Genomic DNA, 22,845 nt, shown 5'->3' on the forward strand with positions numbered 1-22,845 from the left:
CGGCGATCACCCGGCCTCGTCGGTGCTCTCGTCGGTGCTTTCGTCCGCGGTCAGGTTGACGAAGCTGACCGCCCAGCCGGCGGGGGACGCCTCGATCCGGGTCAGCGACAGCGGCGCGATGCGGAACGCGAGCGCCGCGCCGGGGCTGCCGAGCGCGCGGGCGAGCGCCGCCCGGACGGTGCCCGCGTGCGCCACGACCGCGACCCGGCCCCCGCCGGCAGCCAGCGCTTCGAGCGCCGGGACGATGCGGGCGCAGGCGTCGGCGAAGCTTTCGCCTCCGGGCGGCGCGGTGGCGGCGAGGTCGTCGGCCGAGAGCGGCCCGAGATCGGGCAGATGGGCGTAGGACGCCCCCTCCCACGCGCCGAAATCCTGCTCCCAGAGCGCGGGAAGCTGCGCGGCGTCGCGGTCGGGCCAGAGGGCGGCCGCGGTCTGGCGGCAGCGCATCGCCGGCGACACGGCGATCCGGTCCACCGGCCCGATCCGGCGACCCAGCCGCGCCACCGCGGCGGGGTCGATGCGGATGGTCAGGTCGCGGCGTCCGACCAGCCGGCCCTGATCCTCGACCGGCCCGTGGCGGATGAGCAGCAGCGTGGCCGCGCCGTCGGGGACGGCAGGAGCAGTCGCGGGGGGGCGCGGGGCGCGGGGGGGCTTGGCGGGCATCGGGGTCTCCACCCCCCGGATGTGCCGGAGCGGGGGGCGTGCCGCAACCCTGCGCGGGGTGGGGGGGGCGGTGGGAGGCGTTACGCGTCGGTCCGGGGGATTGCAGCCGCGGGGGCGGCTAGCATGTGTCAGTCCTCGCACAAACCGACGCCGCGCGGCATACCCCGTAGGCCAACGCCGCTCCCAACCCCACAATCGCCCCCACCTCAACGCCCCTGCCCGCTACGCGCGATCTCCTCGCGCACCAGCGCCCGCATCCGTTCGGCGGCGGGCGAGAGGCTGCGGGCCGCGCGCGAGATGAGCTGGCAGGGCGACAGCTCGAACGGCCGGGCGAGCGACAGCGTGGTGAAGCGGTGCCCCTCGCCCTGCGCCAGCCGCGCCACCTCGGCCGAGACCGGGCACAGCGCGTCGGTGTCCTGCACCAGCGCCAGCGCCAGCAGCGGCGAGGACGAGGCGGTGATGTCGGCCGGCGGGTCCAGCCCCTCGGCCCAGAAGGCGCGCTCGACCGCGACGCGGATCGGCGCGCCGCGGTCCTGCAGCACCCACGGATAGCGCGCCGCCTCGGCCATCGGCACGCCGTCGCGCCCGGCCAGCGGGTGGCTGCGGCGGATCAGGCAGCACAGCGTCTCGGCCACCCCCGGCTCGACCCGCAGCCCGTCGGCGGGGTGGCCGTCGGGCACCCGCGCCAGCAGGAAATCGAGCGCCCCCTGCTCGAGCAGCGTCAGCAGAGCGGCGGAGGGCGCGACCTCGACGGCGATCTCGATCCGCGGGGCCAGCGCCTTGAGATGGCGCAGCGCGGGCACCACGCAGCCCAGCGCCGGGCCGGTCACGGCCCCCACGCGGACCACGCCGGACAGACCGTCCCCCATCTCGTCCAGCTCGCGGCCGAGGTCGCTGAGGCCCGTCAGCAGCGCATGGGCGCGCCGGGCGACGATCTCGCCCGCGGCGGTCGGGGTCATGCCGCGCGGGTGGCGGTCGAACAGCGCCGCGTCGAGCAGCCGCTCGATCTCGGCCAGGCTGCGCGAGGCGGCGGGCTGGCTGATCCCCAGTGCCTCGGCGGCGTGGATGATCTGGCGATGCCGGTCGATGGCCGCGATCAGCCGCAGCTGCGAGAGCTTCAGCGACTGGACGGCGCGGACGGACATCAGCCCCCCTGACATACCCGAAATGTCATACCGACCGCGTGTAATCGCATTTGCCGGCGCGGGCAAATGCCCGCTAGCGTGAGGGGCAAGGGCCAGCCGGCGGGGAACCGGCCGCCCTGCGACCAACACGGGGAGGAAACCCATGACGTTCAAGACCCTGATCGCCAGCGCGGCGATGGGCCTCGCGCTGCTGTCCACTGGCGCGTTCGCGCAGGACAAGGGCCTCGTCGGCATCGCCATGCCGACCAAGTCCTCGGCCCGCTGGATCGACGACGGCAACAACATGGTCAAGGAGCTGCAGGCCGCCGGCTACCAGACCGACCTGCAGTATGCCGAGGACGACATCCCTACCCAGCTGAGCCAGGTCGAGAACATGATCACCAAGGGCGCCAAGGCGCTGGTCATCGCCTCGATCGACGGCACCACGCTGACCAACGCGCTGGAGAACGCCAAGGCCGCCGACATCAAGGTGATCGCCTATGACCGGCTGATCCGCGACAGCGACGCGGTCAGCTATTACGCGACCTTCGACAACTTCAAGGTGGGCGTGCAGCAGGCGGAATCGCTCGTCCGCGGCCTCAAGGAGCGGTTCCCGGACGTGAAGCCCTGGAATGTCGAGCTGTTCGGCGGCTCGCCCGACGACAACAACGCCTTCTTCTTCTACGACGGCGCGATGAGCGTCCTGCAACCGATGATCGACGCGGGCGAGATTGCCATCCCGTCGGGCCAGACGGGCATGGACAAGGTCGGCACGCTGCGCTGGGACCCGGCCACGGCGCAGTCGCGGATGGACAACATCCTGTCGGCGAACTACGGCGACAAGCCGCTGCACGGGGTGCTGTCGCCCTATGACGGGCTGTCGATCGGCATCCTGTCGTCGGTCAAGGGCGTGGGCTACGGCTCGGGCGACCTCAAGATGCCCGTCGTCACCGGCCAGGACGCCGAGGTGCCCTCGGTGAAGTCGATCGAGGCGGGCGAGCAGTACGCGACGATCTTCAAGGACACGCGCGAACTCGCCAAGGTCACGGTCGGGATGGTGGACGCGGTGCTCGGCGGGAAAGAGCCGCAGATCAACGACACCAAGACCTATGACAACGGCAAGATGGTGGTGCCGTCCTACCTGCTCGAGCCGGTGCCGGTGTTCAAGGACAACTACAAGCAGGTTCTGGTCGACTCGGGCTACTACAAGGAAGATCAGCTGAAGTGATCCGGCGGGCGGGGCGCACGGCCGCCCCGCCCCCACGACAAAGCCGGCCGCAGATGCCGGCATGACATACGCGAGCGTAACGGCACCCTGGGGAGGAGATTGCCATGACGACACGCAGACACTGGATGCTTGCCGGCGCGCTGGCGCTGGGACTGCCGGCCGCGGCTCTGGCCCAGGGCGGGGGCCTCGTGGGCATCTCGATGCCCGAAAAGGTCACCGCACGCTGGGTCGCGGACGGCGACAACATGGTCAAGGATTTCGAGGCCGCCGGCTATCAGACCGACCTGCAATACGCCAACGACGACATCCCCGCGCAGCTGAGCCAGATCGAGAACATGGTCACCAAGGGCGCCAAGGCGCTGGTGATCGCGGCGCTCGACGGCACCACCCTCTCGAACGCGCTGGAAAGCGCGCACGCGGCGGGAGTCAAGGTCATCGCCTACGACCGGCTGATCCGCGAGACGCCGAACGTCGACTATTACGCCACCTTCGACAACTACAAGGTCGGCGTCATGCAGGGCACCGCACTCGTCGAGGGCCTGAAGGAGCGCTTCCCCGACCAGAAGCCCTGGAACGTCGAGCTGTTCGGCGGCAGCCCCGACGATAACAACGCCTATTTCTTCTACGACGGCGCGATGAGCGTCCTTCAGCCGCTGATCGACGCGGGCGAGATCGCGGTGCCCTCGGGGCAGATGGGGCTCGACAAGGTCGGGACGCTGCGCTGGGACGCGGCCACGGCGCAGGCGCGGATGGACAACATCCTGTCCGCCAACTACGGCGACAAGCCCGTGCACGGGGTGCTGTCGGCCAACGACGGGCTGGCGCGCGGCATCATCTCGTCAGTCAAGGGCGTCGGCTACGGCTCGGGCGACCTCAAGATGCCGATCATCACCGGCCAGGACGCCGAGATCCCCGGCATCAAGGCGATCATCGACGGCGACCAGTATGCGACGGTGTTCAAGGACACCCGCGAGCTGGCCAAGGTCACGGTCGGTATGGTCGACGCCATGATGGCCGGCAAGGAACCCGAGGTGAACGACACCAAGACCTATGACAACGGCGTCAAGGTCGTGCCGTCCTACCTGCTGGAACCCGTGTCGGTCACCGCCGCCAACTGGAAGCAGGTGCTGGTCGACTCGGGCTACTACACCGAGGACCAGCTCAAGTAAGGGCGCGCGCGGCCCGCCGTCCGTGGCCGGGCCGCGCCACCGCGACAGGGGGACGCGCCATGACGGCGATTCTGGAAATGCGCGGCATCGGGAAAAGTTTTCCGGGCGTCCGCGCGCTCGATCAGGTCAATCTCAGCGTCGCACCCGGCGAGATCCACGCCATCTGCGGCGAGAACGGGGCCGGGAAGTCGACGCTGATGAAGGTGCTGTCGGGCGTCTATCCGCACGGCAGCTATGACGGGGAAATCCGCTACGAAGGCCACCCCGTCGCCTTCCGCGACATCCGCGACAGCGAGCGCGAGGGGATCATCATCATCCACCAGGAGCTGGCGCTGGTGCCGCAGCTTTCGGTGGCCGAGAACATGTTCCTCGGCAACGAGGTCGCCCGCGGCGGCGTGATCGACTGGAAGCGCAGTTGGGCCGAGACCCGCCGCCACCTCGCCAAGGTGGGGCTGCGCGAGGCGCCGACCACGCCGGTCGGCAAGCTGGGCGTCGGCAAGCAGCAGCTGATCGAGATCGCCAAGGCGCTGGCCAAGGACGTGCGGCTGCTGATCCTCGACGAGCCCACCGCCGCCCTGCAGGAAAACGACAGCGCGAAGCTTCTGGACCTGATGCTGGAACTCAAGGCGCAGGGGGTCACGCAGATCCTCATCAGCCACAAGCTGAACGAGATCCGCCGGGTGGCCGACCGGGTGACGGTGATCCGCGACGGCTCGACCGTCTCGACGCTCGAGCGGGGCGAGATCACCGAAGAGCGGATCATCCGCGACATGGTCGGCCGCGACCTCGCCCACCGCTACCCCGACCGCACCCCGCAGATCGGCGAGGTGCTGATGCGGGTCCGCAACTGGACCGTGTGGCACCCCGACCAGCCGCGCAAGGTGATCGACGGCGTGTCCTTCGACGTGCGCCGCGGCGAGATCCTGGGCATCGCCGGGCTGATGGGATCGGGGCGCACCGAACTGGCCATGAGCCTCTTCGGCCGCAGCTACGGGCGCGACATCACCGGCCACGCCGAGATCGCGGGCCGGCCCGCCCGGCTCGGCTCGGTCACCGAGGCCATCGCCTCGGGCCTCGCCTACGTCACCGAGGACCGCAAGGAGCTGGGTCTGATCCTCGAGGAGCCGATCCAGCGCAACATCAGCCTGGCGAACCTCGCCGGGATCTCGTCGTCGGGCGTGCTCTCGGCGGGGCGCGAGCAGGCGGTGGCGGAACGCTATCGCCGCGACCTGCGCATCCGCACCCCCAGCGTGGCGCAACGGGTGATGAACCTTTCGGGCGGCAACCAGCAGAAGGTCGTGCTCGCCAAGTGGCTGTTCACCGACCCGCAGGTGCTGATCCTCGACGAGCCGACGCGCGGCATCGACGTGGGCGCCAAGTTCGAGATCTACGCCCTGATGAACGAGCTGGTGGCGCAGGGGCGGGGCGTGGTGATGATCTCGTCCGAGATGCCCGAGCTGCTGGGGATGTGCGACCGCATCCATGTGATGAACGAGGGCCGCTTCGTGGGTGAGCTCACCCGCGCCGAGGCGAGCCAGGAAAGGATCATGGCGCTGATCCTGCAAAGCGAGGGGAAAGCCGCATGACCACCACCGACCGCGAGGGGCAGCAGCCCGGCATCGGCGCCCAACTCGGCGGGCATCTGCGCGAGAACGGCATGGTGCTGGCGCTACTGGTCATCGTGCTCTTCTTCACGGTGCTGATCCGGTCGATGCAGGGCGTCGATTTCCTGTCGGCGCAGAACATCACCAACCTGTTTTTGCAGAACTCCTACGTCATCATCATGGCGCTGGGAATGCTCCTGGTGATCGTCTCGGGCCACATCGACCTGTCGGTCGGCTCGGTCGCGGCCTTCACCGGGGCGGTCTCGGCCTTCCTGACCGTCAAGCTGGGCTGGCCGGTCTGGGCGGTGATCCCGGCCACGCTGCTGATGGGCGGGCTGATCGGGGCGGCGCAGGGCTACTGGATCGCCTTCTGGAAGATCCCCAGCTTCATCGTCACGCTGGCGGGGATGCTGGTGTTCCGCGGTCTGACGCTGTGGCTGTTGCAGGGCCAGAACATCGGCCCCTTCCCGCGCGCCTTTCAGGCCATGTCCACGGGGTTCCTGCCGGACGTGTTCGGCGCCGGGCGGCCCAACATCACCGCGCTGGTGATGGTCGGCCTCGCGGCGCTCGCCATCGTCTGGTCGGGGGTCCGCGGCCGGCGCGCCGACGCGAGCTTCGGGATCGAGCCCGAGCCCGCGGCGCTGTTCTGGGGCCGCCACCTGATCGTCGTCGCGGCGCTGATGTTCGTCGGCTGGAAGCTCGCGCAGTTCCGCGGCCTGCCGAACGTGCTGATCGTCATGTCGGTGCTGATCGTGCTTTACGCCTTCTTCACCGAGCAGACGGTGATCGGACGGCGCATCTATGCGCTCGGCGGCAACGAGAAGGCCGCGCGCCTGTCGGGGATCAAGACCGACCGGCTGGTCTTCGCCACCTTCGCCAACATGGGGGTGCTGGCGGCGCTGGCGGGTATGATCGTGACCGCGCGGCTCAACAGCGCGACCCCCAAGGCGGGCACGGGGTTCGAGCTCGACGTGATCGCCGCGGTCTTTATCGGCGGGGCGTCGATGGCCGGCGGCTCAGGGCGGATCATCGGGGTGGTGGTCGGCGCGCTGATCATGGGGGTGATGAACAACGGCATGTCGATCATGGGGATCGGCATCGACTATCAGCAGGTCATCAAGGGGCTTGTGCTGCTCGCCGCGGTGATCTTTGACGTCTACAACCGCAACAAGCAGGGCTGAGCCGGGATGCCCGACCCCACACGGATCGACACCACACGGATCGCCACCACGCGGATTGCCACCACGCGGATTGCCATCGTCGGGATGGGCAAGATCGCCCGCGACCAGCACGTCCCGGAGATCGCGGCCTCGCCCGCCTTCACGCTCGCCGCGACCGTGGACCCGGTGGCGCGGCTCGAGGGGGTCGAGGGCTACGGCGACCTCGACGCGCTGCTTGCCGCGCGGCCCGACGTGACGGCGGTGGCGCTCTGCACCCCGCCGCAGGTGCGCTTCGCGCTGGCACGCGCGGCCCTGATGGCGGGGCGCGACGTGCTGCTGGAAAAGCCGCCCGGCGTGACCGTGGCCGAGGTGCAGACGCTGGAACGGCTCGCCGCCGCGCGCGGGCGGGTGCTCTTCACCGCCTGGCACTCGCAGTTCGCCCCGGGGATCGAGGCCGCGCGCGACTGGCTCGCGTCCCGCCGCGTCACCGGGATCGAGGTCATCTGGCGCGAGGACGTGCGCTGGTCGCACCCCGGCCAGGACTGGATCTTCGAGCCCGGCGGCACCGGGGTCTATGATCCCGGGATCAACGCCCTGTCGATCCTGACCCGGATCGTGCCCGCCGACCTGCGGGTCGTCTCGGCCGAGCATGACCTGCCCGCCAACCGCGCCGCCCCCATCGGCGCGCGGCTGGTGATGGCGACCGAGGACGGCGCGCCGGTCACGATGGACATGGATTTCCGCGAGGCAGGCGAGGCGCGCTGGGACATGGTGATCCGCACCGACCGGGGCGAGCTCAGGCTCTCGCGCGGGGGGGCGGTGGTGTCGGCGCCGGGGCTTGACGTCGCGCGCACCGGCGGGGCGCTGCCGGACGAATACCGGCGCATCTACGAACGCTTCGCCGACTTGATCGCGCTGCGCCGCTCGGACGTGGACGCGGCGCCGCTGCAACTGACCGCCGACGCCTTCCTCGCCGCCCGCTGGGCGCCGGCCGACGATTTCGCATGGTAGGCGGGGCGGTGTCGGACTGGATCGCACCCGACTGGATCGCGGCGGATTGGGGCACCTCGCGGCTGCGGGTCTGGGCGATCGGCGCGGACGGCGCCATCCTCGACCGGCGCGAGAGCGACGCGGGCATGGGCGGCCTGGCCCCCGCGGGGTTCGAGCCGGCGCTGCTGGCCCTGATCGACGACTGGCTCACCCCCGGCCGTGCCACCGACGTGATCGCCTGCGGCATGGTCGGCGCGAGGCAGGGCTGGGTCGAGGCCGCCTATCGCCCCCTCCCCTGCCCGCCCGTCGGCCCGCCGCTGACCCCGGCCCCCGTCTCCGACCCGCGGCTCAGCGTCGCCATCGTCCCCGGCCTCTCGCAGACCCGCCCCGCGGCGGACGTGATGCGCGGGGAGGAAACGCAGATCGCCGGCGTCCTCGCCGCCGCGCCGAACTGGGACGGGGTGGTCTGCCTGCCCGGCACCCACAGCAAATGGGCCGAGGTCTCGGCGGGTGAGGTGGTCAGCTTCCGCAGCTTCCTGACCGGAGAGCTGTTCGCGCTCCTCGCCGGCCACTCGGTGCTGCGCCACGGGATGGGAGACGGCTGGGACGAGGCGGGGTTCGACGCGGGCCTCGCCGAGGGCATGGCCCGGCCCGAGGCGCTGACCGCGCGGCTGTTCGGGCTGCGCGCCGAGGGGCTGCTGTCGGGCCTCGCGCCCGACACCGCCCGCGCCCGGCTGTCGGGGCTGCTGATCGGCGCCGAACTGGCCGCAGCGAAGCCGTGGTGGCTCGGCCGCGACGTGGTGATCGTGGGCGAGGGACGCCTCGCCGCGCTCTACGCCCGCGGGCTCGTCGCGCAGGGGGTGGCCGCGCGGCGCGCGCCCGCCGAGGCGGCGACGCTCGCCGGGCTCGCCCGCGCCCGCAGCCTCGCCCTGCCGCCCGCCGCCGCAGGTGCCCCATGACCCGCCCCCTCATCGCCATCCTGCGCGGCATCACGCCCGCCGAGGCCGAGGCCCATGCCGCGGCCCTGATCGCCGCCGGGATCACCACGCTCGAGGTGCCGCTGAATTCGCCCGACCCGTGGGACAGCATCGCGCGGCTGCTGGCGCGCTTCGGCGCGCAGGCGCGGATCGGGGCCGGCACGGTGCTGACCCCGGCGCAGGTCCAGCGCCTCGCCGGGATGGGCGCGCATCTGGTCGTCTCGCCCAACGCCGACCCGGCGGTCATCGCCGCCACCCGCGCCGCGGGGATGGAGAGCTGGCCGGGGGTGATGACGCCGACCGAGTGCTTCGCCGCCCACGCCGCCGGCGCGACCGGGCTGAAGCTCTTTCCCGCGTCACTGATCGGCCCGGCCGGGCTGTCGGCGCTGCGCGCGGTGCTGCCGCCCGCGCTGCCGGTCTACGCCGTGGGCGGCGCTGGCCCCGCCAACTTTGCCGAGTGGCGCCGCGCGGGGGCCGCGGGCTTCGGCATCGGTACCGCCCTCTACCGCCCCGGCCAGCCGGTCGAGGCCACCGCCCGCGCCGCGGCCGAGATCGCCGCCGCCTGGGACGCCAGCGGCTGATCCCGCCGCGATCCCGACCGGACCCTCACCGGACCCTTACGGAGCCTTCGATGCAGATTTTCGACGACACGCGCTGCGAGCTGGGCGAGGGCGCCCTCTGGCACCCCGAACGGCAGAGCTTCTTCTGGTTCGACATCCTCGGACGCCGCCTCTACGAGCGCGGCCCCGCCGGCCGCACCGAGTGGGAGATGCCCGAGCTGACCTCGGCGATGGGCTGGGTCGGCGGCGGGCTGGTGGTGCTGTCGTCCGAGAGCGGGCTCTGGCTCTTCGACCTCGACCGCGGGCTGCGCGAGCCGCTCATCGCGATCGCCGCAGACGCGGCCGGGTTGCGCTCGAACGACGGGCGCGCCGACCCGTGGGGCGGGTTCTGGCACTCGACGATGGGCAAGGCGGCCGAGCCGGGCGCGGGCGGCATCTGGCGCTGGCACCGCGGCACGCTGCGCCATCTTTATCGCAACATCACCATCCCGAACGCGATCTGCTTCGACGAGGAGCGGCGGCTTGCCTATTTCGCCGACACCGCGGCGCAGGTGGTCTGGGTCCAGCCGCTCGACGCGGCGGGCTGGCCCGCGGGGCCGCACCGGGTGTTCCTGGACCTCGGCGCCGAGGGGCTGAACCCGGACGGGGCAGTGACGGACGCCGAGGGGCGGGTGTGGATCGCGCTCTGGGGGGCGGGGCGGATCGACGCCTTCGACCCCGAGGGGCGGCGCGTCGGCTCGGTCCCCGTGCCCGCGCGGCAGGTGAGCTGCCCGGCCTTCGGCGGCCCCGACCTCGGCGCGCTGATGGCCACCTCGGCGTGGGAGGGGCTGGACGCCGCCGCCCGCGCCGCCGACCCGCAGGCCGGGTGCTGCTTCGTCGTGCAGTCCACGGCGCGCGGGCTTCCGGCACCGCGCGTGCGGGTGGACTAGGGGTGAGCCGGGGGCGCGGGCGGGGGGGCGCGGGGCTAGAGGGCGGGGGAGCGCGCCGGCGTCTGGTTCGCGCGGCGTTTCGTTCTGTCGCCTCCCGCAGTCCCACCTGTGTATTGGTCCAGTTCTCGGAGCGGTGCAGTAGCGCATGATAGCGCGGGCACGGGATAAGCGGCGGAGGCGCCTCCCGCTGGGACACGCGAAGCCTCGTGCAGATCGGCAAAGCGCAGAGGAGGCTCAGGTGTCCATGCCGACGCTTTCCAGACCGACGCTGTCGGCTCATACGATACTGTATTGGAGCCGACGCACCGTGAGCAGCGTGCCCGACTCTGCCAGTGTCATTAATCCCAGCGGCGCCGCGGTTTTGCGGTAGCATGGGCGTCGGCGCGTCACGTGCCGTCCCCGCCGACGCTGGCGGCCAGCCCCCGGCGCGCCGGTGCCCCCTCCCCGCCCGCGTTGCAATCCATCGGGCGGCGGATCATATATCCGGCGAACAGCGGAAAGGCCGTCCATGACCTATCTCGAGTTTGAAAAGCCCCTCGCCGATCTCGAGGGCAAGGCCGAGGAGCTGCGGGTGCTGGCCCGCAAGGGCGAGGGCGTCGATCTGGAAAAGGAAGCCGCCGCGCTCGACCGCAAGGCCGAGGATCTGCTGCGCGACCTCTACCGCAACCTCGATCCGTGGCGGAAGACGCTGGTCGCGCGCCACCCCGACCGGCCGCACTGCATCGACTATATCAACGCGCTGTTTTCCGAGTGGACGCCGCTGGCCGGCGACCGGACCTTCGGCGACGACCACGCGGTCATGGGCGGTCTCGCACGCTTCCGCGACCAGCCGGTGGTGGTGATCGGGCACGAAAAGGGCAACGACACCAAGTCGCGCATCCACCGCAACTTCGGCATGGCCCGGCCCGAGGGGTACCGCAAGGCGATCCGGCTGATGGACATGGCCGACCGCTTCGGGCTGCCGGTGGTGACGCTGGTGGACACCCCCGGCGCCTATCCCGGCAAGGGCGCCGAAGAGCGCGGCCAGTCCGAGGCGATCGCCCGCTCGACCGAGAAATGCCTTCAGATCGGGGTGCCGCTGGTCAGCGTGATCATCGGCGAGGGCGGCTCGGGCGGAGCGGTGGCCTTTGCCACCGCGGACCGGGTGGCGATGCTCGAGCACTCGATCTACTCGGTGATCTCGCCCGAGGGCTGCGCGTCGATCCTGTGGAAGGACGCCGAGAAGATGCGCGAGGCCGCCGAGGCGCTGCGCCTGACCGCGCAGGACCTGACCCGGCTGGGCGTGGTGGACGCGATCATCCCCGAGCCGGTCGGCGGCGCCCAGCGCGCCCCCGCAGAGACAGTCGCCCGCGTCGGCGACGAGATCGCCCGGTTCCTGAAAGAGCTGTCCGGCCGCAAACCCGCCGAGCTTCTCCGCGCTAGGCGCCGGAAATACGTCGAGATGGGCGCGAAGGGCCTCGCGGCCTGACCGCTTTAGCGGAGGCGCGGGGCGGGCCGCTCTGGTCCCGCCGAAGCCTTGGCGCTGGTTCCCGATAGGGATTCATAGAGTTCCTCCGACAAGTTTAGACTTGCTTGGCAGAGGCGTTCATACCGACTTGATCGAAGCGCTTTCACCTGCGCAAGGGAAGCGCTATTACGATTGCGCGCGACGCATTCTCACCTGCGCCAGAAACGTTTTTCGCCTCATGCGCGGCGGAACCTTACGCACCGGCGGGCGATGCATGACGCTTGACTGTTCCGGTGAAGCGGAAAACTCACGCAAACCAACGCCTCAGGCAAACAGACGCCCCACGCGCACTGACCGCTGCGGATCGTTCCATCCGGTTTGACGTTTGCCCTTCGACCGAACGAACACCGCTACCCTCCCCCCTGATATCCTCGCACCAACGCGGACGCGAGGAGCCCCCAGCCGTCGACCGCCACGAAGAATGCGAGCTTGAAGGGCAGCGCGACCACGGTCGGCGGCACCATCATCATGCCCATCGACATGAGGATCGCCGACACCACCAGGTCGATGATCAGGAACGGCAGCGACACGAGGAACCCGATGGCAAACGCCTTCTGGATCTCGGACAGCATGAACGACGGCACAATCAGCGACAGCGGCGCCGTCTGGGGGTCGTCAGTCACAGGCGCGGCGCCCGCGGGGGTCGGTGCCACGTCGGCGAGGGCCGCCATGGTGTCGGGATCGATGCGCTCTGCCATGAACCGTCGGAACGGCTCGACCCCGCGCTCGAATGCGACGGGGAGGGTGATCTCGCCCCGCTGGAGGGGGGCGCCCGCGACCTGCCAGGCGTCGCGCAGCACCGGGTCCATGACATACCAGCTGAGGAAGATGGCGAGGCTCACGATCAGCATGTTCGGTGGCGACTGCTGCAGCCCGATCGACTGGCGCAGGATCGACAGCACGGTGACCACGAACGGGAAGCAAGTCACCATGATCGCGAGCCCCGGCGCCAAAGACAGCAGCGTAAGCCCGCCCACCAGCAGGATCGCATTCCGGCCGAGCCCGCCCAGCGCCTCGCCCCCTGCGCTGAAGCCCGGGAGGTCCTGCGCCGCAGCCGGGCCGGTCAGCGCGAGACCGATCAGAAGTGCTGCGATGGCCGCGGCGAATTGTGAGGCGCAGCGGGAGGCCGAAACTGATCCGAACACACGGGTGTGCAGACAGATCGCCATGCGCCACAGGGGGTGACTGAACTCAACTATGCAGCATGGGAAAAGGCCTTGGCTGGGATCGCCCGCCGACAACGCGGGTTCCCGACAGCGCGAAACCCCGGTCTGCGACGGGGATCCGCCGGAAAGGATCGGGACAACGAAGTGCACCGAGAGGGCTGAGAACACCGAAACTGCGGACCACACCAGCGTCGCCAGCAATTTTGAGTACTGAGAAGCGCTTAGGACACCGCTCGCCGCGCTGATCCGGCCGCTGCGATGGTGTCCCAGCCGCACCCGCAGACCGACCACCCCCTCCGACACCGCCACGCCACCCCGCCGGGAATGTCCTCGCCAGCCCTGCGGCGGCTCGCCCAGCCGTCGCCCTGCTCTGCCGCAGCTCATGGCGCCGCCGGTCCGACGATCCGCACCGACAGCCGTCCGTCGTCGCCCTCCTCCACCAGTTCGCCCCGGGCCACCACCCGGTCGCCGATGCAGATCTCGACGCCGTCGAGGGCGTCCTGGTCCAGAGGCAGCACATCGTCCGGCTGAAGCCGGGCCAATTCGGCGACCGAGAGGCGGGTCCGGCCAAGCCGGATGCTGATCTCGACCTGAATGTGATGGGTGGGGATGAGGCCGGGTTCCACGTCCATGTCAGTTCGCTTCCATGATGTCCTGAACGATGCCGCGCAGCTGCGCCGCGACCGCCGCCTCGTCCCAGGCGATGACGCCGCCCAGAACCTCGGCCGTGACCGTCCCCGCGGGGCCGGTGGTGTCGATCTCGACCGCCGCGATGCCCGCCGCGGTCAGGCTTGCGGACACGAACGGCTCGAGGTCCGCCCCGCAGCAGAGGCGCAGTTCGAGCGGCGTGACCGTCTCGGCAAGCCGGAGGAGTTCGTCGAGCAGCGCCGCCTCGAGCCGGGCGCGCGCCAGTGCCGGCAGCACGCCGTCCACCAGGGCCCGCACCAGCGGGGCGAGAGCCGCCCCGGCGGCCCGACCCTCCTCGCGGCGCCGGGCATCCCCCGCGGCCATCGCCGCGACGGCGTCAGAGAGGGCCGCGCGCAGGGCGTCGCTTTCGGCCGTGCGCGCAGCAGCCTCGCCGTCGGCCCGGCCGCGGGCATAGGCAGCGGCCAACTCGGCCGGGCCGTAGAGCTCCGGGGCCGCGGACGCGGGGGCCACGTCGAACCGCTCGAGTTGCAAGACGGCGCCCATGATCACGCCTCCTCCCGCGCGCCGATCCAGCCCGACAGCAGCCGCAGGCTTTCATCCTGCCGCTCGCGCATCAGGTCGCGCAGCCGCGCCACGGGGTCGGCGACCGTGCCGGCCGGCGTGAACTCGAAATCCGGCACGTTGAGGGCGAGGTTGGGCAGGGCCAGCGCGCCGTCGGACGGCTCGACCTCGCGCGGGCTCAACGCGGCCGGGGCAAGCAGCTCGGGCATCGCCGGCCCCGAGCTATCCAGCGCCGGCGCTGGCAGGGCGGCCGCGGCGCGGGCCCGCAGGACCGGGCGCATCACCACGAAGGCGAGCGCCAGCGCGAAGAACCCGATGATCGCGAGCCGCGCCAGGTCGTTCAGCGCAAGCCGGCTCAGAAGCCCGCCCGCCTCGGCCGCGGTCCCCTCGCCCCCGACCGCCGAGAAGGGCAGCGACTTGACGGTGATCACGTCGCCCCGCGCCTCGTCAAACCCCACCGCCGAGGCGACCAGCTCGCGCAGCGCCTCGAGCTCGGGCTCGGCCCGCGGCACGATGCTCTGCGTTCCGTCCGCCGCGGTCTGGACCGTGCCGTTGACCAGCACCGCCACCGTCATCCGCCGTGTGGCCCCGGGCTGGCGCACCACCTCGCGGGTCAGCTTGCTCACCTCGTAGTTCTGCCGCTGCCGGGTCTCGGAGCTCGCGGACTTGCTCTGCTCGCCCTGGCTGCCGGTGCCCTCGGGCAGGTTCGAGGACGCCGTCACCGCGCCCTTGTCGGCGTTCGAGGACTGATCCGTCGTCTCTTCGTTCTCTTGCGAGACCAGCGCCCGCGCGTTCGGATCGAACTTCTGCTCGGAGAGCTGCTCGGTCTCGGTCACCAGGTCGACGTTCAGCTCGACGATGGCGTTGCCGGGGCCGACGTGCGGCTCGAGGATGCGTTCGACGTTGCGCTTCATCTCGGCGGCGCGGTCGGCGGCCACGGTCTCCTCGCCGGTCGAGACGATGCCGCGGGCGCTGTCGATCACCTTGACCTTCTCGGGGTCCAGCCCCGGCACGCCCGAGGCCACCAGGTATTGCAGCGACCGCGCCTGACGGCTGTCGAGCGTGCCGCTGGCCATCGTCACGGTGACCGAGGCCGCGCCGCCCGATTCGCGCCGGTAGCCGCGGGTGGCGGGCACGGCGATGTGGACCCGCGCCGCCTTGACGCCGGGCACGGCGAGGATGGTGCGCGCCAGCTCACCCTCTTTCGCGCGCCAGTAGGCCGCGTCGAACATCTGCGAGGTGGTGCCGAAGCCCGACATCCCGTCCAGGATCTCGTAGCCTGCACCGCCCGCCGAGGGCAGCCCGAGGCCCGCCATGACCATCCGCAGCCGGTCGCGCTCGCCCGATTCGACCCAGATCGCGTCGCCGCGGATCTCGGAGGGGACGCCGGTCTTGTCGAGTTCGGCCATGACCTCGCCCGCCCGCGCCGGGTCGAGCCCGGCATAGAGCAGCGCCATCGACGGCCGGTTCGCCACCCAGGCGAAGCCCGCGACGGCCAGGAAGGTCAGCACGAAGGCGGCCGCGATCAGCGCCTTCTGGCTCGTGGACCGCTCGCTCCAGTATTCGGCCAGCTTCTGCATCCGTCCCCCGGTGTCTCGAATCGTTCTCGGCTCGACAGGGAGGGTGATGGCACGGCGCGGATTAAGATTCGGTTAGTGGGCTGCTGTTAGACCGATCCGGCAATGACGGAGAATCAGATGACCGACATCGCCCTGCCCACCCCAGCCGATCCGCCGCGGTCGCGGTTGCGCCGGATGCTGCCGCTGGCCGTGCCGCTGCTGGCGCTGGGGGCGGGTTTTGCCAGCACCTACATGGGGTTGTGGTCGCCGATGGGGCTGATCGGCGAGGGCGACCCGCCCCCCGAGGCGGTGGCGGTCGCCCCTGCGGTCACCTTCGTCGACGTGCCGCGAATCATCCTGACGGTGCCGGGGGAACGTACCCAGACCCTCGCGCTCACGGTCATGATCGAGGTGCCGCCCGAAGGCCGCGCCCAGGCCGAGGCGCTGATGCCGCGGATCACCGACAGTTTTAACGAGTTCCTGTCGCGCATCGACGCCGCCGCCTTCAGCCGCCGCGGCATCCTCGAAATCATCCGCGCCGAGCTGGCGACCCGCACCCGCTTCGTGCTGGGCGATGCCGCCGTCCGCGACCTTCTGATCACGGAGTTCAGGATTCAATGACACTCGCTGTTGCCCTGCAGGCGGCGCTGGTGGCCGCCGGGCTGGTGCTCGCCGCCTTCTGCTGGGAGCTGTCGCGCCGGCTGCGCAAGCTCAACGACCTCGAGACCGGGCTCGGCGGGGCCATCGCCGTGATGGCGGCCGAGATCGCCCGGCTCGAGGCGGCGCTCGCCGCCGCACGCTCGGGCGCCACGACCGCCAGCGACGGGCTCGCGCGCGAGATCGAGAAGGCCCGCTCCGAGCGCGCCTACTGGGCGCTGCAGCGCCAGTTCCTGCCCCCGGGGGCAGAGCCGCGCCGCACCCTGCGCCGCCGCCGTCCGGTCGAGGTGAAGGATGTCTAGCCCCGTCCTCTGGGCCGCGGGCCTCTCGCTCGCCGGGCTCGCAGCGCTTGCCGGCCAGTCCTGGCTCGGGCCCCTGACCGCGCAGGCGGCGCCGGCGGCGCTGCTCGACGGGTGCACCGACGTCCCCGAGGCGATGGCGCTGGCCGACCGGCTGCGCCAGCGCGGCATCGCCGTGGACCGCGCGCTCGCCGACCTCGACGGCCGCAAGCAGGAGCTTGCCGCCGCCGAGGCGCGGATCAAGACCCGGCTCGATGCGCTCAAGGCCGCCAAGGCGGCGCTGACCGACGCGCGCGGCGCCCGCGCCGACGGCACCGCGGCGGGGATCGAGCGGCTGATCGCGGTCTATGACGCGATGAAGCCGGCCGAAGCCGCGACCATCCTTGCGGCCCTGCCCCCCGATTTCGCCGCCGAGATCCTGATGCGCGTCCAGCCCGAGACCGGCGCCCGGATCATCGCCCGCATCGACCCCGGTCAGGCCGCCGTGCTGACCGCCCACATGGGCGCGCGCCGCCCGACAGGAGGCTGACGTGTTCGCCATCATCGGCATCGTCCTCACCTTCGCCATGGTCTTCGGCGGCTATGTCATGGCCGGCGGCAAGATGGCCGTCATCACCCACTCGCTGCCCTACGAGATGATGATGATCGGCGGGGCGGCGATCGGGTCCTATCTGCTGTCGAACGACGGCGCGGTGCTCAAGCACACGGTTCCGGGCATCCTGCGCGCCTTCAAGGGGCCGCGCTGGCACGAGAGCGACAACACCCAGGTCCTCTGCCTGCTGTTCCAGCTGCTCAAGCTCGCCCGAGCCAACCCGGTCGAGCTGGAGGAGCACGTCGAGAACCCGCACAGCTCGTCGATCTTCCAGGCCTACCCGGCGGTGCTGAACGACGAGAACGCCGTGACGCTGATCACCGACACGCTGCGCTCGGCGAGCCTGAACTACGACGACCCCTATCAGGTCGAGGACATGCTGACGCGGCGCATCAATCTGTTGAAGGAAGAGGCGATGCACGTCCCCCACGCTCTGCAGAACATGGCCGATGCGCTGCCGGCGCTGGGGATCGTGGCGGCGGTGCTGGGGGTGATCAAGACGATGGCCTCGATCGACCAACCGCCCGAGGTGCTGGGCGGGATGATCGGCGGGGCGCTCGTCGGGACGTTCCTCGGTGTGTTCCTCGCCTACGGGCTGGTCGCGCCGCTGGCGCAGCGGCTCGGCGCGGTGATGAAGCAGGACCTCGCGTTCTACGACGTCATCAAGTCGGTGCTGATCGCGGGGCTCCACCACCACGCCACCAACCTCTGCGTCGAGGTCGGCAGGCAGGCAGCGCCCGAGCATCTGCGCCCGAGCTTCGTCGACGTCGAGACGGCGCTGCGCGACATGAAGAAGGCGGCGTGATGGGCGGGCAGGTGCGATCCGGCGCGCGGAGGGTCGGGCGGCGGGCCGGGATGGGTCGGGGTATTCAGCGTCGGGCGGGGATGGTGGCGATGGACACGGATCGGCGGCTGATTGGCCGGTCGGGTGGGCGGGGCCTGGACGATCTTTGCGCCGCGCTGTCGGGCCGGCGATCATTTCCGGTCGTCGTCAGCTTCCCTCTCAGGATCGTCGCGAACTGCGCCGGGTTGCGTCTACCTGCTGGTCATCTCCCGCATCGGGTTTCGCGGATCCCAAGGTCTGTTCTGGCTCTCTCGCTCGCAATCGTCGCTGTGGACGCAGTCGCATCTGGCACCGTTCACGCCGAGACTGCCACAGCCTCGCCGCCCGCCGTGATCGCTCCAGGCTTAACCCCCGCCGTGCAGGTGTCCCCGCTCCAAAGCCCCGCGACACCCGAGACGCTGCTGTCCGCCGAGGCCCAACGCTTCATCGATGACGCCACCAACCGGCTGATCGCCGGCGACGAGCTGCCGCGCGATTATCCCATTACCCTCAAGAGCCTTCCGCCTGCCGACCGGCTGCTGGTCATCGTGCACCTGCGCCGCATGGGTTTCCTCACGACGGTCGAGATGCCGATCGACTGGGTGATGGACCCCGCAGTCCCCCCGTCCGCCCAACCGGCAGCGGTGCCCCAGGCGACGGCCCCAAAGTCCGAGACGACGCGATGAGCGCCGTCTCCGCCGTCAGCGGCCGGATCGGCGCGTCGGGAAAGCCGCTCGTCATCACCGGCGCGCTGGTCCTCGTCGTCATGTCGATGGTCATTCCGATCCCGGCCGCGCTGCTCGACGTGGGGATCGCGCTGTCGATCGCCACGGCCACGCTGATCCTCGTCATGGCCAGCGTGGTCACCCGGCCCACCGACTTCCAGGCCTTCCCGGTGATGCTGCTCATCTCGCTGCTGATCCGCTTGTCGCTGAACGTCTCGTCGACGCGACTCATCCTCACCGAGGGGCACACCGGCCCGGATGCGGCGGGCGAGGTCATCAGCGGGTTCTCGGAATTCGTCGCCGGCGGTTCGCTGATGGTCGGCATCACCGTCTTTGCGGTGATCTCGATCGTCAACTTCATGGTCATCACCAAGGGCTCGGGGCGGATGGCCGAGGTCTCGGCGCGCTTTGCGCTCGATTCACTGCCCGGCAAGCAGCTGGCCATCGACGGCGACCTGAACTCGGGCGCAATCACCCACGATGAGGCCAAGCGCCGCCGGCTGCAGGACCAGCGCGAGATCAGCTTCTACGGGTCGCTCGACGGGGCGTCCAAGTTCGTCAAGGGCGACGCGGTCGCAGGTCTGGTGATCACGGCGGTCAACTTCTTCGTCGGGCTGGCGGTAGGGGTGGTCTCGCACGGCGTGCCGATCTCCGAGGCGCTGGCGACCTATTCCCAGCTCACCATCGGCGACGGTCTGGTGAGCCAGGTGCCGGCGCTGATCACCTCGATGGCGGCGGCGCTGCTCTTGTCGCGCGGCGGCTCGACCGATTCCACCGCCGACCTGCTGTCGCACCAGTTCACCCAAGGCTGGCACGCGCCGGCACTGGTGGCGATGGGGATGGGGGTGCTGGGTTTCGTGCCGGGGATGCCGACGCTGGTCTTCCTTGCCATCGCGGGCATTGCGGGCTGGTTCTCCTGGCGCAACGCCACCCGCCCCCCGCCCCAGCCCGAGGCCGCCGCGGCCCCCGTCCTGCCCGCCGATACCCGCCCGCGGATCGGGGATGTCATCGACACCGACGAGATCTGCGTCGAGATCGGGGCCGACCTGATCGCCGCGGCGCTCGATCCGACCCGGGGCCTCGGCGGGCGCATCAACAACCTGCGCATCCACATCGCCCGCAGCTACGGCGTGATCCTGCCCGAGGTCCGGATCACCGACGCGGTCGGGTTGCCGGGCGGCGACTACGTCATCCGCGTCCACGGGGTCATCCGGGCGCGCGGGCGCCTCATCCCCAATCTCGTCCTCGCGCTCGGCGGCGAGGACATCCTCGCCGACATCCCCGGAGAGCCGACGCGCGAGCCCGTCTATGACAGCCCGGCCCGCTGGATCACGCCCGCGCACCAGGACGAGGCCTCGATCGCCGGGGCGAGCGTCGTGACCCCGATGGAAGTGCTCTCGACCCATCTGATGGAGACGGTGAAGTCGCAGCTTCCGGCGCTGCTGACGCTCGGCTCGCTGCAGCGGTTGATGCAGGAGCTGCGCGGCCTCAGCGACGAGGGCCGCGCCCAGTCCTACCAGCGTGTGTTCGACAATCTCGTGCCCGAAAAGGTCGCGCCCGAGCAGTTGCTGGCGGTGTTGCGGATCCTGCTCGAGGACCGCGTGTCGATCCGCAACCTCGGTCTGATCATCGAGGCCATTCACGAATCCCGCAGCTCCGACCCCGAGGTCGCCGCCGAGTTCGTCCGCCGCCGCCTGCGCGGGCAGATCACCGAGGCGCTCTGCGACCCCGACGGGCGGCTCGACGTGGTCCAGCTTCAGCCGGGGTGGGAGGCCGAGTTCCTGCGCGCCGAGGCCGAAACCGGCCGCGGGGCCGGGCTGCTGACGGCGCCGCTCATGCAGCGCATGACCGAAAAGCTGCGCCTGACGGCCGGCGGTCTCACGCCCGACGGTCAGCCGGCGCTGGTCGTGCCCGACCACAGGCGACGGATGGTGCGGGCGATGGTGGCCGCGGCAGGCCTCGGCTGGCCGGTGCTGGGCTTCGACGAGGTGGACCCGCAGGCGCGGGTGAGACTGGTCGGCACGGTCGAGACATGAGCAGCATCGACCTGCCCGCCTGGGCTCTGCCGATCCTGCTGATCTACGGGCGGGTCCAAGCCTTTCTGCTGGCCATGCCCGGCACCGGTGAGAGACTGCTTCCGGTCAGGGTGCGGGCGGCGCTCGCCATGGCCATCACGCCGCTGTTCGCCGCGGTTCCGGCGCCGGTGGCGGCCTCCCCAACCGAGCTTGCGGCCCTCATGGCAGCCGAGATCGTCACCGGGCTGGCCCTGGGGCTCATGGTCCGGGTGGTGGCCATGGCGCTCGACATCGCCTCGACCACGCTCGCGCAGAGCGCCTCGCTGTCGGCGATGCTGGGGGTGTCCGAGGACATGCCGCCGCACCCGATGGGACACCTCATGCATCTCGCGGGCCTTGCGGTGTTGATGGCGATGGGGTTGCCGGTGCTGATCTGCCAGCTGCTGGCCGACAGTTTCGCGCTTCTCCCCCCCGGCACGCCGCCCGCGATCGGGTCGCTCTGGCCCGGCTTTCTCGGCCTCGTGACCCACGGCTTCGTGCTGGCGATGCTTCTGGCGTCTCCGTTCATCCTCGGCGGGCTGCTGTTCCAGATGCTCTCGGGCGTCGTCGCGCGGGTCATGCCGGCGATGCCGGTGGTCTTCGTGGCCGCGCCCGGCGCGGTGCTGCTGGCGCTCGCGGCGATGGCGCTGCTGGTCCCCGGCATCCTCGCGATCTGGGCCCGCGACGTGCTGTCGATCCAGCTGCCGGTGCCGCAATGAGCGAGACCCCGGACAAGGACGACAAGCAGTATGAGCCGAGCGAGCAGAAGCTGCGCCGCGCGCGTGAGAAGGGGGACGTGCCGCGCTCGACCGAGGCCACGACGGCGCTCGTCTGGCTTGGCTTTTTCGGGGTCTTCGTGGTTGGCGTCCCGGCGCTGCTGCCGTCGTGGATGGCCAGCGCGTCGCAGCTGATCGCCGCCGCGGCGAGCCCCGAGACCTCCGCGGCGGCCGTCCGGGGGGCGGCGCTTCTGTCGATGGGGGCCGTCCTGGGGGCGGCCCTGCTGCCGGCGATGCTGGTGGTGCTGGGGCTGGTGCTGCAGCGCGCACTTCTGTTCACGCCGTCGCGGCTGGCGCCCGACCTCAAGCGGATAAACCCCCTCCACAATGCGGGCCAGAAATTCGGCCGCACGGGGCTGGTCGGCTTTGCGATCTCGCTGGGCAAGCTTGCGGCCGTGTCGGCAGGCGGGGTGGTGCTGTTCGTCACGCTTGGATCGCTGATCGCCGCTGCGGCGGCGACGACCGCTGCGGCGTGGATCGCCGCGCTGCCGGTCCTGATCCGGCAGGTGCTCATGCTGGCGCTGGCGGTGGCGATCGTCTTTGCCGCCGTCGATCTGGTCTGGAAGCATCTCGACTTCCGCCAGCGCAACCGGATGACCCGGAAGGAGATGGAGGACGAGCACAAGGAGAGCGAGGGCGACCCGCATCTCAAGGCCGCGCGGCGACAGAAGGCGGTGGACCTCGCGCTTGGCTCGATGCTGGCGGATGTCGAGCGCGCCGACGTGGTGATCGTGAACCCGACGCACTACGCCGTGGCGCTGGAATGGAAGCGGGGCAGCGGCAAGGCGCCGGTCTGCCTGGCCAAGGGAGTGGACGAGGTGGCCGCCCGCATCCGTGAGCGCGCCCGCAGCCATCAGGTGCCGATCTGGTCCGATCCCCCCTGCGCCCGCGCGCTGCACGCCACGACGAAGATCGGCGAAGAGGTCCCGCGCGCCCAGTTCGGCCCCGTCGCGGCAGCGATCCGCTTTGCCGAAGCCATGCGGCTTAAGGCGCGGCGGGGGTATGGCGGGGTGCTCGAGGGGGGTGTGCCGTGATCGGGAGGGGCTGCTGTGGCGTGATTGGGTGGGCTGGTGCTCG

The 22,845-nt window shown here is 71.0% G+C and carries 23 protein-coding genes; 17 read left to right on the forward strand and 6 right to left on the reverse strand.

Features of this window, described 5'->3' with window-relative positions; translation table 11 throughout:
* Positions 1 to 6: 6 nt before the first annotated feature.
* Entirely contained in the window at positions 7 to 660 is a 654-nt protein-coding gene (locus BLW17_RS10480) for a histidine phosphatase family protein (RefSeq protein ID WP_083388357.1), read from the reverse strand.
* A gap of 206 nt (positions 661 to 866) precedes the next feature.
* Complete coding sequence (locus BLW17_RS17795; RefSeq protein ID WP_036735893.1) at positions 867 to 1,805, reverse strand: LysR family transcriptional regulator; 939 nt, start codon at positions 1,803 to 1,805, stop codon at positions 867 to 869.
* Between the two features lie 142 nt (positions 1,806 to 1,947).
* Between BLW17_RS17795 and chvE (BLW17_RS10490) the strand changes: the two genes are divergently transcribed.
* The 9 genes from chvE (BLW17_RS10490) to BLW17_RS10530 all read left to right on the forward strand — a co-directional run bounded on the left by chvE (BLW17_RS10490) (position 1,948) and on the right by BLW17_RS10530 (position 11,869).
* Positions 1,948 to 3,012, forward strand: a complete 1,065-nt coding sequence (gene chvE, locus BLW17_RS10490; RefSeq protein WP_036735895.1) for a multiple monosaccharide ABC transporter substrate-binding protein — start codon at positions 1,948 to 1,950, stop codon at positions 3,010 to 3,012.
* Between the two features lie 104 nt (positions 3,013 to 3,116).
* Positions 3,117 to 4,181: a multiple monosaccharide ABC transporter substrate-binding protein gene (gene chvE, locus BLW17_RS10495; RefSeq protein WP_036735898.1), complete on the forward strand. Its 1,065-nt coding sequence runs from the start codon at positions 3,117 to 3,119 to the stop codon at positions 4,179 to 4,181.
* 59 nt (positions 4,182 to 4,240) lie between these two features.
* On the forward strand, positions 4,241 to 5,767 hold the full coding sequence (gene mmsA / locus BLW17_RS10500; RefSeq protein WP_036735900.1) for a multiple monosaccharide ABC transporter ATP-binding protein: 1,527 nt from the start codon (positions 4,241 to 4,243) through the stop codon (positions 5,765 to 5,767).
* Positions 5,764 to 6,966 (forward strand): multiple monosaccharide ABC transporter permease, encoded by a 1,203-nt coding sequence (mmsB, locus tag BLW17_RS10505; RefSeq protein WP_036704979.1) that lies wholly within the window; start codon positions 5,764 to 5,766, stop codon positions 6,964 to 6,966. The genes mmsA and mmsB overlap by 4 nt, the downstream gene beginning before the upstream one ends.
* A gap of 6 nt (positions 6,967 to 6,972) precedes the next feature.
* Positions 6,973 to 7,956 carry a Gfo/Idh/MocA family protein gene (locus BLW17_RS10510; RefSeq protein ID WP_052176584.1) on the forward strand — a complete coding sequence of 328 codons (984 nt, stop codon included), beginning with the start codon at positions 6,973 to 6,975 and terminating at the stop codon, positions 7,954 to 7,956.
* 20 nt (positions 7,957 to 7,976) lie between these two features.
* Positions 7,977 to 8,894: a 2-dehydro-3-deoxygalactonokinase gene (locus BLW17_RS10515; RefSeq protein ID WP_139305998.1), complete on the forward strand. Its 918-nt coding sequence runs from the start codon at positions 7,977 to 7,979 to the stop codon at positions 8,892 to 8,894.
* The gene (locus BLW17_RS10520) at positions 8,891 to 9,493 is read left to right on the forward strand and encodes a 2-dehydro-3-deoxy-6-phosphogalactonate aldolase (protein ID WP_036735902.1); all 603 of its coding nucleotides are present in this window, start codon (positions 8,891 to 8,893) and stop codon (positions 9,491 to 9,493) included. The genes BLW17_RS10515 and BLW17_RS10520 overlap by 4 nt, the downstream gene beginning before the upstream one ends.
* A 50-nt stretch (positions 9,494 to 9,543) precedes the next feature.
* Complete coding sequence (locus BLW17_RS10525) at positions 9,544 to 10,401, forward strand: SMP-30/gluconolactonase/LRE family protein (protein WP_074826551.1); 858 nt, start codon at positions 9,544 to 9,546, stop codon at positions 10,399 to 10,401.
* A 508-nt stretch (positions 10,402 to 10,909) separates the two neighbouring features.
* Positions 10,910 to 11,869 carry an acetyl-CoA carboxylase carboxyltransferase subunit alpha gene (locus BLW17_RS10530; protein ID WP_036736146.1) on the forward strand — a complete coding sequence of 320 codons (960 nt, stop codon included), beginning with the start codon at positions 10,910 to 10,912 and terminating at the stop codon, positions 11,867 to 11,869.
* Positions 11,870 to 12,258: 389 nt separating this feature from the next.
* Here BLW17_RS10530 and fliP read toward each other — a convergent pair whose 3' ends face one another.
* The 4 genes from fliP to fliF form a co-directional block, all read right to left on the reverse strand.
* Positions 12,259 to 13,002 carry a flagellar type III secretion system pore protein FliP gene (gene fliP, locus BLW17_RS10535; RefSeq protein ID WP_036736161.1) on the reverse strand — a complete coding sequence of 248 codons (744 nt, stop codon included), beginning with the start codon at positions 13,000 to 13,002 and terminating at the stop codon, positions 12,259 to 12,261.
* 452 nt (positions 13,003 to 13,454) lie between these two features.
* A complete protein-coding gene (locus tag BLW17_RS10540; RefSeq protein ID WP_036704629.1) occupies positions 13,455 to 13,706 on the reverse strand; it encodes a FliM/FliN family flagellar motor switch protein in 252 nt (83 codons plus the stop codon).
* Between the two features lies 1 nt (position 13,707).
* Entirely contained in the window at positions 13,708 to 14,265 is a 558-nt protein-coding gene (locus tag BLW17_RS10545; RefSeq protein ID WP_036736148.1) for a hypothetical protein, read from the reverse strand.
* 2 nt (positions 14,266 to 14,267) lie between these two features.
* Positions 14,268 to 15,863 carry a flagellar basal-body MS-ring/collar protein FliF gene (fliF, locus tag BLW17_RS10550; RefSeq protein WP_052176610.1) on the reverse strand — a complete coding sequence of 532 codons (1,596 nt, stop codon included), beginning with the start codon at positions 15,861 to 15,863 and terminating at the stop codon, positions 14,268 to 14,270.
* A gap of 117 nt (positions 15,864 to 15,980) precedes the next feature.
* Between fliF and BLW17_RS10555 the strand changes: the two genes are divergently transcribed.
* The 8 genes from BLW17_RS10555 to flhB all read left to right on the forward strand — a co-directional run bounded on the left by BLW17_RS10555 (position 15,981) and on the right by flhB (position 22,802).
* Positions 15,981 to 16,463, forward strand: coding sequence for a flagellar basal body-associated FliL family protein (locus tag BLW17_RS10555; RefSeq protein WP_036736163.1), 483 nt, complete (start codon positions 15,981 to 15,983; stop codon positions 16,461 to 16,463).
* Positions 16,460 to 16,801 (forward strand): hypothetical protein, encoded by a 342-nt coding sequence (locus tag BLW17_RS10560; protein ID WP_036736153.1) that lies wholly within the window; start codon positions 16,460 to 16,462, stop codon positions 16,799 to 16,801. Before BLW17_RS10555 ends, BLW17_RS10560 begins: the two co-directional genes overlap by 4 nt.
* Positions 16,794 to 17,327: a MotE family protein gene (locus BLW17_RS10565; protein WP_036736155.1), complete on the forward strand. Its 534-nt coding sequence runs from the start codon at positions 16,794 to 16,796 to the stop codon at positions 17,325 to 17,327. The genes BLW17_RS10560 and BLW17_RS10565 overlap by 8 nt, the downstream gene beginning before the upstream one ends.
* Before the next feature lies 1 nt (position 17,328).
* Complete coding sequence (motA, locus tag BLW17_RS10570; protein ID WP_036736158.1) at positions 17,329 to 18,195, forward strand: flagellar motor stator protein MotA; 867 nt, start codon at positions 17,329 to 17,331, stop codon at positions 18,193 to 18,195.
* An 89-nt stretch (positions 18,196 to 18,284) separates the two neighbouring features.
* Positions 18,285 to 18,899, forward strand: coding sequence for a hypothetical protein (locus BLW17_RS17800; RefSeq protein ID WP_139305977.1), 615 nt, complete (start codon positions 18,285 to 18,287; stop codon positions 18,897 to 18,899).
* The gene (locus tag BLW17_RS10580; RefSeq protein WP_074826553.1) at positions 18,896 to 20,974 is read left to right on the forward strand and encodes a flagellar biosynthesis protein FlhA; all 2,079 of its coding nucleotides are present in this window, start codon (positions 18,896 to 18,898) and stop codon (positions 20,972 to 20,974) included. The genes BLW17_RS17800 and BLW17_RS10580 overlap by 4 nt, the downstream gene beginning before the upstream one ends.
* On the forward strand, positions 20,971 to 21,711 hold the full coding sequence (locus BLW17_RS10585; RefSeq protein ID WP_036734884.1) for a flagellar biosynthetic protein FliR: 741 nt from the start codon (positions 20,971 to 20,973) through the stop codon (positions 21,709 to 21,711). The genes BLW17_RS10580 and BLW17_RS10585 overlap by 4 nt, the downstream gene beginning before the upstream one ends.
* Positions 21,708 to 22,802, forward strand: a complete 1,095-nt coding sequence (gene flhB, locus BLW17_RS10590) for a flagellar type III secretion system protein FlhB (protein WP_036734886.1) — start codon at positions 21,708 to 21,710, stop codon at positions 22,800 to 22,802. Before BLW17_RS10585 ends, flhB begins: the two co-directional genes overlap by 4 nt.
* Positions 22,803 to 22,845: the final 43 nt, after the last annotated feature.

It is taken from the genome of Paracoccus sanguinis (assembly GCF_900106665.1).
GTDB lineage: Bacteria > Pseudomonadota > Alphaproteobacteria > Rhodobacterales > Rhodobacteraceae > Paracoccus > Paracoccus panacisoli.

Coding starts and splice junctions, on each gene's coding strand:
- BLW17_RS10555 (WP_036736163.1), top strand. CDS start 15,981: ATGACCGACATCGCCCTGCCCACCCCAGCCGATCCGCCGCGGTCGCGG.
- BLW17_RS10560 (WP_036736153.1), top strand. CDS start 16,460: ATGACACTCGCTGTTGCCCTGCAGGCGGCGCTGGTGGCCGCCGGGCTG.
- BLW17_RS10580 (WP_074826553.1), top strand. CDS start 18,896: ATGAGCGCCGTCTCCGCCGTCAGCGGCCGGATCGGCGCGTCGGGAAAG.
- mmsA (WP_036735900.1), top strand. CDS start 4,241: ATGACGGCGATTCTGGAAATGCGCGGCATCGGGAAAAGTTTTCCGGGC.
- BLW17_RS10565 (WP_036736155.1), top strand. CDS start 16,794: ATGTCTAGCCCCGTCCTCTGGGCCGCGGGCCTCTCGCTCGCCGGGCTC.
- BLW17_RS10520 (WP_036735902.1), top strand. CDS start 8,891: ATGACCCGCCCCCTCATCGCCATCCTGCGCGGCATCACGCCCGCCGAG.
- BLW17_RS10530 (WP_036736146.1), top strand. CDS start 10,910: ATGACCTATCTCGAGTTTGAAAAGCCCCTCGCCGATCTCGAGGGCAAG.
- fliF (WP_052176610.1), bottom strand. CDS start 15,863: ATGCAGAAGCTGGCCGAATACTGGAGCGAGCGGTCCACGAGCCAGAAG.
- mmsB (WP_036704979.1), top strand. CDS start 5,764: ATGACCACCACCGACCGCGAGGGGCAGCAGCCCGGCATCGGCGCCCAA.
- BLW17_RS10525 (WP_074826551.1), top strand. CDS start 9,544: ATGCAGATTTTCGACGACACGCGCTGCGAGCTGGGCGAGGGCGCCCTC.
- BLW17_RS17800 (WP_139305977.1), top strand. CDS start 18,285: ATGGACACGGATCGGCGGCTGATTGGCCGGTCGGGTGGGCGGGGCCTG.
- BLW17_RS10540 (WP_036704629.1), bottom strand. CDS start 13,706: ATGGACGTGGAACCCGGCCTCATCCCCACCCATCACATTCAGGTCGAG.
- BLW17_RS10585 (WP_036734884.1), top strand. CDS start 20,971: ATGAGCAGCATCGACCTGCCCGCCTGGGCTCTGCCGATCCTGCTGATC.
- flhB (WP_036734886.1), top strand. CDS start 21,708: ATGAGCGAGACCCCGGACAAGGACGACAAGCAGTATGAGCCGAGCGAG.
- chvE (WP_036735898.1), top strand. CDS start 3,117: ATGACGACACGCAGACACTGGATGCTTGCCGGCGCGCTGGCGCTGGGA.
- BLW17_RS10510 (WP_052176584.1), top strand. CDS start 6,973: ATGCCCGACCCCACACGGATCGACACCACACGGATCGCCACCACGCGG.
- BLW17_RS10545 (WP_036736148.1), bottom strand. CDS start 14,265: ATGGGCGCCGTCTTGCAACTCGAGCGGTTCGACGTGGCCCCCGCGTCC.
- chvE (WP_036735895.1), top strand. CDS start 1,948: ATGACGTTCAAGACCCTGATCGCCAGCGCGGCGATGGGCCTCGCGCTG.
- BLW17_RS17795 (WP_036735893.1), bottom strand. CDS start 1,805: ATGTCCGTCCGCGCCGTCCAGTCGCTGAAGCTCTCGCAGCTGCGGCTG.
- BLW17_RS10480 (WP_083388357.1), bottom strand. CDS start 660: ATGCCCGCCAAGCCCCCCCGCGCCCCGCGCCCCCCCGCGACTGCTCCT.